Annotated in this window: 13 protein-coding genes, 1 other RNA gene and 3 pseudogenes; 8 read left to right on the top strand and 9 right to left on the bottom strand. The window is 43.8% G+C overall.

From position 1 onward, the window contains the following. Window positions 1–7 precede the first annotated feature (7 nt). From BM056_RS10735 to BM056_RS10725, 3 genes and pseudogenes are all read left to right on the top strand, one after another. Window positions 8–390 (top strand): annotated as a pseudogene (locus tag BM056_RS10735) (DUF1048 domain-containing protein). Next, window positions 391–954, top strand: a pseudogene (locus BM056_RS10730) (ABC transporter ATP-binding protein); the annotation flags it as partial. Between the two features lie 2 nt (window positions 955–956). After that, entirely contained in the window at window positions 957–1,388 is a 432-nt protein-coding gene (locus tag BM056_RS10725) for a hypothetical protein (protein WP_165613475.1), read from the top strand. Window positions 1,389–2,135: 747 nt separating this feature from the next. Here BM056_RS10725 and BM056_RS10720 read toward each other — a convergent pair. The 4 genes and pseudogenes from BM056_RS10720 to BM056_RS10705 all read right to left on the bottom strand — a co-directional run bounded on the left by BM056_RS10720 (window position 2,136) and on the right by BM056_RS10705 (window position 6,463). Continuing rightward, window positions 2,136–3,191: an ATP-binding protein gene (locus BM056_RS10720; RefSeq protein WP_238456428.1), complete on the bottom strand. Its 1,056-nt coding sequence runs from the start codon at window positions 3,189–3,191 to the stop codon at window positions 2,136–2,138. 33 nt (window positions 3,192–3,224) lie between these two features. Next, window positions 3,225–3,341: pseudogene (locus tag BM056_RS27865) on the bottom strand (hypothetical protein); the annotation flags it as partial. Further along, a complete protein-coding gene (locus tag BM056_RS10715; protein ID WP_092471407.1) occupies window positions 3,323–3,841 on the bottom strand; it encodes an AlbA family DNA-binding domain-containing protein in 519 nt (172 codons plus the stop codon). The gene BM056_RS10715 and the pseudogene BM056_RS27865, both read right to left, overlap by 19 nt. A 906-nt stretch (window positions 3,842–4,747) precedes the next feature. Beyond that, window positions 4,748–6,463, bottom strand: coding sequence for an ATP-binding protein (locus BM056_RS10705; protein ID WP_092471405.1), 1,716 nt, complete (start codon window positions 6,461–6,463; stop codon window positions 4,748–4,750). Between the two features lie 407 nt (window positions 6,464–6,870). On the opposite strand from BM056_RS10705, the gene BM056_RS26200 reads away from it, so the two are divergent. The 4 genes from BM056_RS26200 to BM056_RS26855 are packed head-to-tail and all read left to right on the top strand — an operon-like array spanning window position 6,871 to window position 9,080. Beyond that, window positions 6,871–7,044, top strand: a complete 174-nt coding sequence (locus BM056_RS26200) for a hypothetical protein (protein WP_165613474.1) — start codon at window positions 6,871–6,873, stop codon at window positions 7,042–7,044. 27 nt (window positions 7,045–7,071) lie between these two features. Continuing rightward, window positions 7,072–7,488 carry a LexA family protein gene (locus BM056_RS10700; RefSeq protein WP_165613473.1) on the top strand — a complete coding sequence of 139 codons (417 nt, stop codon included), beginning with the start codon at window positions 7,072–7,074 and terminating at the stop codon, window positions 7,486–7,488. 53 nt (window positions 7,489–7,541) lie between these two features. Further along, a complete protein-coding gene (locus BM056_RS26860) occupies window positions 7,542–8,279 on the top strand; it encodes a recombinase family protein (protein ID WP_238456415.1) in 738 nt (245 codons plus the stop codon). 9 nt (window positions 8,280–8,288) lie between these two features. Then, entirely contained in the window at window positions 8,289–9,080 is a 792-nt protein-coding gene (locus tag BM056_RS26855) for a recombinase zinc ribbon domain-containing protein (RefSeq protein WP_238456414.1), read from the top strand. On the opposite strand, the gene ssrA is transcribed toward BM056_RS26855, so the two are convergent. The 5 genes from ssrA to BM056_RS10670 all read right to left on the bottom strand — a co-directional run bounded on the left by ssrA (window position 9,059) and on the right by BM056_RS10670 (window position 11,481). Continuing rightward, window positions 9,059–9,418, bottom strand: a transfer-messenger RNA (tmRNA) gene (gene ssrA, locus BM056_RS10690). The two genes, BM056_RS26855 and ssrA, sit on opposite strands and share 22 nt — an antisense overlap. A 27-nt stretch (window positions 9,419–9,445) precedes the next feature. Further along, complete coding sequence (gene smpB / locus BM056_RS10685; RefSeq protein ID WP_092471403.1) at window positions 9,446–9,901, bottom strand: SsrA-binding protein SmpB; 456 nt, start codon at window positions 9,899–9,901, stop codon at window positions 9,446–9,448. A gap of 128 nt (window positions 9,902–10,029) precedes the next feature. Further along, window positions 10,030–10,581: an HDIG domain-containing metalloprotein gene (locus BM056_RS10680; RefSeq protein WP_092471402.1), complete on the bottom strand. Its 552-nt coding sequence runs from the start codon at window positions 10,579–10,581 to the stop codon at window positions 10,030–10,032. Between the two features lie 17 nt (window positions 10,582–10,598). Then, window positions 10,599–10,985: a PaaI family thioesterase gene (locus BM056_RS10675; protein ID WP_165613472.1), complete on the bottom strand. Its 387-nt coding sequence runs from the start codon at window positions 10,983–10,985 to the stop codon at window positions 10,599–10,601. Between the two features lie 265 nt (window positions 10,986–11,250). Continuing rightward, entirely contained in the window at window positions 11,251–11,481 is a 231-nt protein-coding gene (locus BM056_RS10670; RefSeq protein ID WP_092471401.1) for a hypothetical protein, read from the bottom strand. Between the two features lie 269 nt (window positions 11,482–11,750). Between BM056_RS10670 and BM056_RS10665 the strand changes: the two genes are divergently transcribed. Continuing rightward, window positions 11,751–11,930, top strand: coding sequence for a hypothetical protein (locus BM056_RS10665; protein WP_092471400.1), 180 nt, complete (start codon window positions 11,751–11,753; stop codon window positions 11,928–11,930). The last annotated feature ends 110 nt before the right edge of the window (window positions 11,931–12,040 follow it).

The raw sequence follows: 12,040 nt of genomic DNA, 5'->3' as shown, positions 1-12,040 counted from the left end.
GGATAAAATGAGAATACAAGATATCATCGAAGGCAAAAAAGAGTGGCGAGCGCACGTGGCGCGTGTCAAAGCACTCCCGCAAGATTATCAGATTGTTTATAAAGAGATTCAAAAATATCTCTTTAAGGTCGGCCCTGTTGAGCTAACCGACGGAACGGGTTTACTCTCGGGGATTATCGATCTTTTTGAAGAGGGCGCGGCCTTGGGGAAAGGCGTGCTCAAAGTGACGGGCAGTGACGTAGCGTCTTTCTGCGACGATCTAATCAAAGATTCAAAAACTTACGCTGACATCTATCAAGAATCTGTTGACCAAAAAGTTAACAAGGCCATGAAAAAGGTTACGGATAAAACAAAGTAAAAGAGGGATATCGGGATGGAAAAAGCAATTGAATTGAAGTGAAAGGTCTGCGAAAGTCTTCCAAGGACACAGAAGTCCTAAAGGGCGTCGATTTTGAAGTGAAGCAAGGTGGGATTTTCGCCCTACTCGGCTCCAACGGTGCGGGTAAAACCACGACCATCAACATCCTTTCGACACTTCTGAAATCCGACGTGGGAAACGCGACAGTGAACGGTTTTGACGTAGCTTCGCAGCCTGACAAGGTGCGGCAATCCATCAGCCTGACCGGGCAGTTCGCCGCCGTGGACGAGATATTGACCGGGCGGGAAAATCTCATCATGATCGCCAAGCTGCGGCACCTCACAAATCCGCGTCAGGTTGCTGACGATCTGCTTAAACGCTTCGGTCTGACCGACGCCGCCGACCGCAGGGTTTCCACCTATTCGGGCGGTATGCGCCGCAGACTCGACATTGCCATGAGCCTGGTAGGAAAACCGCAGCTTATCTTTCTCGACGAGCCGACCACCGGGCTTGACCCCGAAGGACGCATCGAGGTATGGAAGACGGTCAAAGAGCTTGCCGGAGGCGGCACAACGGTGTTCCTGACCACGGAATGGTAATGGCGCTGCGAAAACGCGTATGGCGTATTATAAAGGAGAACAAAGGGCGGTATATCGGTATCGTTATTCTGATTCTTTTAGGAAGCTTTTATTTCATCGCGGCTACAGGCGTGGCGAATAACCTCGAAAAACTGGTCGTCGGGTTTGCCAAAGAATACAGGCAGGAAGACCTGACATTTTCGACAGACAAGCCCATTGAGGATATCGCGGCGTTGGAGGGCGAATCCGGCGCGCTGATAGAGGCTTACCGGCAGTACGACGTCAAACTGCCCAACGGGGAACTGCGGCTGCTCAACCCATCTTCCAAAATCAATATTCCGGCGGTATTATCAGGGCGGGTTCTTGAAAACCCGGGAGATATTTTGCTCGATCCGTATTTTTGCCAGACGCAAGGCTTGAATATAGGCGGTCAAATAGAGCTATTACACTAAGTAATATTTGTGTCATTGCTGATGGTATATTCAGATTCTTTAAACTGGTTATTAATTTATTATATAGACTTGCAATATTGGTTGGATTTTTAGTTGCATTATCTTCTAGATAAGAATCTATTACATCTTTAACCCGATTTATTGTAAGTATTCACCATCTGTGCTAGCAATTATGTCATTATGGTTTCAAAAAGACTAGAGTTCAATGCTATGTTAGTGTTAAATAATTTTCCTGCCTAATGGCCAGTAAAGCAGTACCATGCGTGGGATGTCTTCGTCCAATCTGATATTTTAATATAAATCGATAATAAAAAAACCGTGATCTGGACGTTAGGATTTTATTTTCGGAATACTTGCATTCAAATTCAGAATAGATTCAGAATAGATTCAGAATATGGTCAACCTTATACTATACTTTTACCACTCCACGATATCTGCACATTGACACGACAAACTGCCTAAGATTAGACAGGCAAGATGTACAATACAAATTGTCTATCGGTTCTCACTTTCCTTCTAGTGCATTCAACGATGTTATAATCGATGAGCGTGTTTGGTCTTGCATTCCGAAGACTATAGTCCCTTACGGCAAGTTAGCCCGTCTATGTCCGAGTAATAGACAGAATGGCAAAATCATTCCGTCAACCTTTTTTCTTTAAAAAATGGACATTTTAGTTCATCAATAAAGCTTTTGCAGTTTGGACCGTCAATAATTTGGATAAAATAGCTTAGCTGTAAGAATACTAATCACAAAGTATATTTTGTCCATCTACCTTTTCCAGTTCGTTTTAATAAATATTTTCTATTCATACTTGTTAAAAGGTAGTTAGCCGCATTAACGTCAATTTTTAGCAATTCCCGGCATAGAGAATTGGTAATAAAACCATGAGCTTTTACATAATCCAATATTTCCGCCTCTTTATCCGATAAAGTTGGTTCAAGTGTCGGCAATTGTTGGTTTTTATCCAAAACCCAGTCACTGAGGGTATAATATGCTCCTCCACGAGTTCCGTGCTGCAGTAGCACTCCGGCCCGCTTAACCATGTCCCCCAGCTCTCTTGTTGCCTGAACACTTTCCACACTATTAATACGTTGGTAATCCCGATTGGTTAATTTAGGTGTAAAAGGGTTCCTTTTTAAATAGGCTAGGGCAAAGCGTTGGTTATCATTTAGATCAATCAAACTAAATTTGTTTAGCCACTCAACCGTTTCTTTATCCAATAAAGTATGATTATAAAACGTTACTTTAAAGGAAGTATGATTGTTCGTAAATTTAGGCGGTGCCAAGTGAGCTGCTCGCACCGACTCTATCATTGCCCTAATGCCTGATCCACGGTTTTCCACCAAATCCATATCTTCCATCATACGCATTAGCGCCGCATTTCTTGTTGTTGGCGCTTCAATACCAATAGTGTCTTCAGACAAATGGCCATAAAGACCGCCTTGATTTTCAATCTCCAACCGGTCCGTAAACATACGAATTTGAATGTGCGTCCCCAAGGCATAATGGCTATAATCTCTGTGTCCCAGGGCATTAATTAAAGCCTCTCTTAGGGCTATGCGTGGATACTCATCGATATCATTACGCCACAAACCGCTGACCACCGTACTACGCCGCATGTTATAAACAATCGCCTTTTCGGCTTCGGCAATAATTTCGGGAATGGTGCCATCTAACCTGCGATTATCCAAAAACCTTTCTCCCCGGGGACCTTTTTCGTCCTGGCTAGTTCCTGCATACAACAAAAAAGCCACAAACAAGGAAGGGAAAAACTGCTGCGGGAAAGTGCCGAACATCAGCATGCCGGCCAATGTCGGTACAAGCTTCCCTTCATATTCGGTTAGTATATTTAAAGTTTTTAGTAATTGTTCCCGGGGTAGGGATAGCAGCCGAGAACCCGGCCTTTTTTCCTGGAGCTTATTAATATACCTCTCTATTGCCCTATCGTCCAAATCCTCCAGCTTGGCTCTGCAAATGGCTGCACATCGTCCGTCGCCTGGCTCCTACCGCTTTTATACATATATATTTCATAATCAGTCATTTTGCGGTCGCCGTCAGAAACTCTTATGTAAGAACCACCATGCAATCCCGCGGGTTTATAATAGCAGGGCTTAAATTCCACCGGGCATTGCGGCACCTCAGTCGCTAAAATTATAGCGTCTTTATATTTTACGGAGGAGAAAGTAAGCCGTATAGGAGGCTCCATTTGTACTGCCGCTTCCCCAACTTTTTTCCTCAAATCATTAAGGTTATAAACCCCTACTGGCTCAAAACCCTTTTCCTCATCTAATCCAAAGATTATGACACCGCCTCCTGGCCGGTTACTCAAGGAAGAGAGACTGTCATAGATTTTAGGCGCACCTTTAGCAGCTGATTTAACTTCTATGTTATCTTGTTCGCTTTGGAAGGATTGAACTTCATATATAAGATTTAATAATTCATCCTTAGTCATAAAGCATCATCTCTTTATTTAGAATCCGTTTGTCATATACTTATTGGGCATTCTTTAAACATTTTAAAATTACTAATTAATACACGCAGCCTTTGAACGTATTTTTATGACAGAAATTGATACGGTATTAAATTATTTTACTTGTTCCACACACTAGACATTTATTCCTCCAATATCTTTCAGTGCTGTAGTTATTACCAGGAATATAACCCCTAAGATAACTGTTACATATACTAACCAACATTTTTCAAGGCAAACTGTATCAAACAGGATTACATGAGATCCGGACACAGTGCAGGCAGTAGGTCATTAGACGAAAGAGGGCGAGGCCAATAAGAGGGGAAGATGTGGTGTGGGGCATAGCCACCTTCTGGAGAAATCCGATGGAGATGGTGAGGTTGTTCCCCTGGGGGAAAATAACTGACAGGCAATTTCCATGCCCCTTACGTAAAAATGGCAATCTATAGTAATAACGAAGGAAATCCACCCACAAAATAAATAACTGCCACCAAGGGCAGTATTAACGTAAGCACACTTTAAACTGTTTTTTTCTTTCAAGTGTTATACAGATACTTTTATATTTTCCATATTTTGGCGGAGGCGGGCCGTACCCAACTGTAACCACAGACAACCCAAATCCTCATTTATCAATATTTTATAGCGATCCACGCCCTTAAACAACCAGTTCCCTATTGTTTTGTGGTAGTCGTCAGTATGTTCAATAAGCTTTCGCAGCCTGGCGGAAGGGCGCGCGGTAGCGCGCGTAGGGCCGCAGTCGCGGCCCTTGCCTCGGGGCGGCAACTCCGCCCCACCTTCAAGGGCCTATTTTGAAAGGAAGTATTTTATATAAACTTCGGAAAATAAATTCCGAAGTCTTTCCGAAGTTCATTAAGCTCAAATAATTTATTATATTATTATATATTTTCTGTTACTAGCCTTTTCCCGAGTGTTTGTCGGAACTATAAGCTTCGCCTCTACCATTTTTTCTAGCCTGTAATCAATTTGGTTAGGAGAGAATGTATTTTTGAGACCTTTTATAATGTCTTTCCGTGCTACCGGTTGGTTATCTTTTATATATTTCCAAATCAACTTCGAATCAGCAGGAAGATTCTTAAACTTCATATCTTCCTCGAGCCCTGATAACTTTGGAGAAAGCTCATAAAAAGCCCACCGGCGCGTTCCCGTCATACTCAGCGCTCCAGCGTGAACCATTTCCCCTAGCTCGCGTGTGGCAATTATTGTATCAACACCGCATAGCCGTTGATACTCCCTGTTTGTTATACGCCCCTCATTTCTTGCATATACCAGGGCTAGCCTTTGGTTACTATTTAAATGACCTATATTAGTAGTTTCAAGCCACATAAGGGTATCATGCCCAAGCAAATTATGATTCTTAAATGTTAAGCCAAACCGGCTCAAAGTGTTCTTAAATAATGGTAGGGATAAATTATACTTACGCATAGCTGAAATTATTGCACCGACACCTCCGCCACGGTTTTCAACGATTCCTAAATCCTCTGCAATACGCATTAAAGCCGAATTCCTTGCCTGTTGAACATCAGGTTGGTCAATATTATCCAGGGTAACTGTTCCAAAAAGACCACCCGGATTTGAAATAGTTAACCGGTCAGGATATAAGGCAACCTGAATCTGACTTCCCCTGGCTTGTGGTGAATAATCCCTGTGCAAAAGTGCATTTGCCAATGCTTCCCGTAATGCTTCCCGGGGGTATTCCCAGGATTCTTCGCGTTCGATAGAACCAGTAATCACAGTTCTCTTCTGCAAGTGTCTTCCTAATAATATAATTATTCTGTGTAACATAGCCGGAATATTACCTTCCACCGGTTCATTAACCAAATAACGTTCTCCGTTGGGACCAGGCTGGTTAGGATCACTATTAGGATAAACCAGGAACACGACACGTAAGTTTGGGAAAAAAAATTGGGGCACTTTACCAAACATTAATAGTCCGGATACAGTAGGTACCAATTTACCTTCTCTTTCAGCTAAAACATGAGTAGATCGTAAGATGGTAAAATTATCTGCATCAGCAATAGGGCCATGCGAGCGTTCTCTTACCCTATTAACAAAAGATTCTAAAACTTTACTGTCTAAAACCGCATCATAATCTACATCAACCACTTCCATGTCATGTCTTGGCTGCCCTCTGTTTTCCAGCAATTTTAACACTTCATATTCAGTAAGTTGGTGGTCACCATCAGCTTGACGTATAAAAGAACCATGATATATACCGCGAGCTCTGATATGAATAGGTTTTTCCGAGGTACCTGCTTCAGGTACCTCTATTATCAGTAAGGATCTCCCTGATATATTGTGCAGAGAAAATTGGGGACGTACTGGAGGGTCGAGTTCCTGGGCGCACATATTTGCTACAGCAGTTTGTAAACTCTCAATATTTTCAACCCCTAAAATAGGAAAGGTAGGTGCATCCCCCACTCCCAATAAAATAATTCCACCGCCGTGGGTATTACTAAATGCTGATAATGTTTCCGAAAGGCTACGCGGGATATTTCTGCGTGCTTCTTTACACTCTATTTTTTGGGTTTCTACTCTACCCAGCTTTAACTCTTCAATTAATTCCAGCAATTCGTCGGTTAGCATAACAAACCACCTTATAATATTTCCTAAAAAGAAAAGTTTATCAATGCCTAAAAACTTACGTTAGGTTTATATTCAATCCTTAAAGACAATTACTTTTATATCAGTATTATTTTCTGTATTCTAACTTATACCATGTTAATTAGCAATAAATTGTAAGTCAGAACCGTACATTATGCCCGTCTGCTGATAGGGAGGATAAGTTTAATTAAATGCCTGGCGATCAACGCTTCTGCATCAGCTGTGGTGTGACATGACCAGTTCGCTGACATAATTGTCTCAGTTCCATTGAGGGCGCAACCGCGCCCCACATGCCAGACCGCAGCAGCGGTCTACTGGTTTAATGCATACCGGTATTGATATACATGATAAAACTCAAATAATAACTAACACAGTGGGGAGTTTATATCATGGACCCTCAAAGTCCGGTGAGCACGCTGCCGGGAATTTACGACCCCAGAAGTTGCTACAAAGGAATTCCCGGCAGGGTGCGGCCACGCCCCCTAAAGGATGACCCCGATAAGCCGGATCTGGTGTACGTAGTGAAACGAAGCCGAAGGGAACAAAGCGGGGCTTGCGGCTGACCTGGAAGTTAGACCCCAGAGATGCCGATGGCCAAGCGTAGTGACTGGAGGCGCAGTGGAGCGAAGTACACGAGCGGAGGCCTCGGACCAGAAAGAAATGCACAGTCCGGCCAGATTGTTACAGCGCTGGTCAATCATAACGAAACCACGCTTAAATATTTCATTAAGGAAAATGACCGGACTATTTTGCGGGCGGCTAACCCCAATTATGATGATATTGAGCTAAAGGCAGAGGACCAAATCCAGGGAGTTGTGATTAAGGTATTGAAAGACCCGCCGCCGGTTAATGCCTACCGGGAATTTATTTACCTCAAGGAAGGGCATAACCAGGAGTGGAACCAGGTTATTGAAGATGCTATCAGCTACGGTATTAAACCGGAGCAAGTGAGGAATATGATGGAAGTGCAATGGGGCATGCTGCAAAAGATGTTAGGCAAAGCATAGACCTAATATCTTAATATTTGTTAATATTTTACTTTAATTAAGTAGGAGGCACTATGAAGGCCGTCATCTATGCTCGTTTTTCATCTGACAACCAGCGAGAAGAATCACTCACAGCCCAGATTAGGGCATGCACTGATTATGCCGACAAACGGGGCTATACAATTATCCAAACTTATACCGATGAGGCCCGCTCCGCCCTGACCGATAACCGGCCAGGGTTTCTTCGCATGATCGATGAAATAAAAAACTTTAAAGTTAAAGCTGATTTAGTGCTGGTGCATAAACTGGACCGCTTTGCCCGCAACCGTTACGACAGCGCTTTTTACCGGCGGGAGCTGCGACAAGCCGGGGTAAGGCTGGAATCGGTGACAGAGCGCCTCGATGACAGTCCAGAGGCTGTGCTGCTTGAATCTCTGATCGAAGGGATCGCTGAGTACTATTCCAAAAACTTGGCCAGAGAGGTAATGAAGGGTATGCGCGAAACTGCCCTGCAGGCCAAGCACTGCGGCGGCACCCCGCCGCTTGGCTATAACGTTGGCCCGGATAAGAAATACATTATCAATGAAACAGAGGCCCGGGCGGTCCGGATCATTTTCAATATGTATGCAGCCGGCCACGGTTACGGCAACATTATTACGACCCTGAACGAAACAAATTATAAAACTAAGGCCGGCAAGCCCTTTGGCAAAAACAGCCTGCATGAAATCCTGAAGAATAAAAAATATGCCGGCATTTATGTCTTTAACCGTTCAACAAGCAAAAACGCTACAGGCAGGCGCAATAACCACTAGTCCAAAGGAATGGAAGATGTAATCGAAATACCGGGGGCAATTCCAGCCATTGTACCTGATGAACTATTCTGGAAGGTGCAAAAAAAGATGGTTCATAACAAAAGGCAATATGCTGCAGGCAGATACAGGGCCAACGTAGTGTACCTGCTTTCCGGGGTTATCTGGTGCGGTGGGTGCGGCAAGCGCATGATCGGTACCTCGTCCAGCTACAAAACCAGAGTATCGCAGGAGCGCCGTAAGCTATATTATTATGAGTGCAATTACGCCAAACGTACCAAAGAGTGCCGGAACGAAAAGATTAACAAGGATAAAGCCGAAGAATATGTGCTGAATAAATTAAAATCCGATGTACTCAATAATCAAGCCATACCCAAACTGGCCCAGGATTTATATGCTGTTTATCAAAGTGAAAAGCTGGAATCATCCGGTGAAGGAGACTATCTGCTACAGGATATAGCCCGGGTGGACAAGCAGATTGCCAATGTTGTGGAGGCAATTACAATTGGCGGTGCCTCTCTGAAGGTTTTAACTGATCAACTAAAAAACCTGGAAACACAAAAAGCCACCCTGGAGTATAGATACCAGGAATGGCTTGTTAAGCAGCAAAAAGATTTAATTTCGTTAGAAACAATTACTGACCACCTGAATTATTATCGCCGCTGCCTGGAGGATTTAGACAACCCAAACAACGTTAAACAGGCCATCGAGAAACTAGTAGACCGCATTATAATTAAACCAGACACCATTGATGTATTCTTCAAGGTGTCTGTGGTAACAACTGGTGGAGGCGGGGGGAGTTGAACCCACCGTCCGAAAGAAGAGCCACAAGACCTTCTACGAGCGTAGGCTGTGTTTTAGATTTCGCTCCGTTGGCGCCCACAACCAGGCTCCGCTGTCGCTATCTCGATGAGTGTCCTCCGTTAGCCTCCGAGAATTGGCTAAAGAGCAAGCCTGCTAATTTGACACCCCGGTTCCGGGCCACAGGCAAGCCCGGGCGGGATGCTAGCTGTAATTAAGCAGCTAGAGCGTAATTATTATCGTTGGCAGTTATAATTAACTGTCCATCGTTTAACGGGCTGATGGGACCCCGGCTCGCTTATCCTGCCACTAACTTCCCCCGTCGAAACCATTTCGCCCCCATAATTATATTTTTACTTAATATACATTTACATATTCTTATTCTTCAAGGCCCGGTCCATTTCCCGCTTGGCGTCACGGGCAGCGATATCTTCACGTTTATCGTATTTCTTTTTGCCCCGGGCCAGGGCAAGCTCAATTTTTACCTTGCCGTTTTCCTTAAAGTAAGCCTTCAAAGGAATCAGCGAAAGACCTTTTTCCCTGGTCTGTCCAAATAACCGCATAATCTCGCGCTTGTGCATCAGCAGCTTACGTGGACGCTTGGGCTCGTGATTGAACCGGTTACCTTGTTCATACGGGCTGATATGCATATTATATAGCACCAATTCACCGTTTTCAACTCGCGCAAAGCTGTCCTGCAGGTTGGCCTTGCCGGCCCGGATGGATTTTATCTCCGTGCCCTTCAAGGCAATACCCGCCTCGTAAGTTTCTTCTATATGATATTCATGGCGGGCCTTGCGGTTGGCAATAGTCCTGGCCGGCATTATCAAAACAACTCCCGAATTAGATAAATGACAATCAAAGCCCTGCCACCTGTTTAAGGCGAGGGCTTTTTGCTAGCTTAATCTGCTTGCTATGTAATTATAACATTAGCTGTGCTTTTGTCAATGGTTTAGAGGCCCATTTCCACGGCAATCCCTTGCATGGCATCCAATCCGAGCCCAAGGAATTCTTCCAGGCCAAGACCAATTTCCGAGCAGGCAGCTATTATCTCCCTGTTTGCCCCTCTGGCAAATGATTTTTCCCCAAACTTTTTAAACAAAAATTCAACATCTATAGCCGCTAATTTTTTCTCAGGCTTGATAAGCGCCGCAGCCACAATTAAGCCCGTTAGGGGGTCGATACAATACAAAGACCTGTCCATCAAAGATATCCGTGGGAAACCATGCGCCTCATTGTGTACTTTAACAGCATAAACCACATCTTCCGGCAGCCCGATTTCTGCAAGCAATTCCGCCCCCTCAATGCTGTGGCGGTCCGGGGCGTCCTTGGTCCGATCATAATCAATATCGTGCAGCAGCCCGGCCAGCCCCCATTTTTCCTCATCTTCTCCGAAATGACGGGCCAGCCGCCGCATGCAAGCCTCAACGGCCAATGAATGTTTAATTAAATTTTTAGTTTTCATATGCTGTTTCAGAAGTAGATATGCCTCATCCCTGGTCATCTGGAAACCTCCAAAGTTTATAGTTTTTCAGGATCTATGCGCAAGAACTTAGCCTTTGCGGTGACAGGCACCTTTCCATCGGGGAGAATTATTCTGGCCGCCATGAAAAATAGCCTGTCCCTTTTTTCTTCTTCACACCATGACTCTACCGTTAGTTTTATATTCACCGGGACACCCAAACTATATCTTGTGGTCATTTCTGCCGTCATTATTGATATATCTTTAAACCAAAGCCACCAGGCCATGGTTTCATCCATTAATGCTGCAATCAGCCCCCCGTGCATATAACCGTTCCAGCCCTGATGCTCTTCCCCAGCCACAAATTCAGTGCGGCATTTGTCCCCGTCCATGGTAAATTTTAGTTTCAGGCCAATGGGGTTCCTTTCACTACACCCAAAACACATATGATTACCACTTTTTATAGCACTTAGCAGAAAATTCACCCCCAAAATCTATTTTTACATATTATAACCCAATATGGCAAGCGTTACCTACCAATTAGCTGAATCATCAAGTTACCAGGATACCTGATGAGGTATGTCCCCTGGCCGCTAATGGCCATTATACTTTTAAGAGTTAAAAAAACCGGCAACATTTGCCGGTCTGTTTAAAATCTATATAAATTATATTAACCATTATTTATTAACCCTTCATAGCCTATCAGAGCCTTTATAAATCTATACCATGAATATCATTTTGCACCTGCTGGAGCAGTTTCTCCCTTTTAATAATCCTTTCCTCCAGGTCTTTGACACGGTCCGAGTCACTTGAACCGTGCTTAATTTCAGCTAATTCTTCCTTATTTTGAACAATTTCACGTTCCAATTCATATGAAAAATTTATTTTTTCATTGTAATTCATACCTTTTTTATAACGCTGATCGGGATCGCTGTAATCCATTTTGTTTATCCCCCCAAGATCTTTAATATTATAAAATCATGCCCCGGTGCGGCAATAATATGCATCTTAGGTTTAAAACTAACTGGATTCAACACAACGTTCCGTTTATAATAAAGAAGACTTGGCTCAGGTGGGGTTTTGCCCCCATCTGAACCCTAATCGCACTTATTTCGAGCTTACAGCCTGTTAATCCCCGACCTAAGAGGGCGGGGTCTTACATGCTGTGCGAAGATAGACAGAACAGATAAAAAGCAACGGGAGGGGATTTTTTGGAGCATATTCAGCTTATTGTAGCCGTTATGGCCTTTATTTTCGCAGCCAGCATGATCCCTATGGCCAAGATGAAAAAGAAAGGTAAAAACGTGCAGATATGGCGTACAATAACCCTGGCTCTTCTGCTTATCGCCGCGCTGCTAACCATGTTTTTTCCCAACTTAGGCAGACAATGATATTCCATTTGAAACTACTCAGCATGGAAATCCAGTTAATTTAAGCATGTGTAAAAAAGCCGGGTGGAGTTGCTCCACCCGGCTTTTTTTACGTTGTTTATTGCTTGTGT

Origin of the sequence: Desulfotruncus arcticus DSM 17038, from assembly GCF_900113335.1 — a bacterium.
GTDB lineage: Bacteria > Bacillota > Desulfotomaculia > Desulfotomaculales > Desulfallaceae > Desulfotruncus > Desulfotruncus arcticus.
The sequence above is the reverse complement of the archived record's forward strand: the minus strand, read 5'-3'. Positions and strand labels throughout refer to the sequence as shown.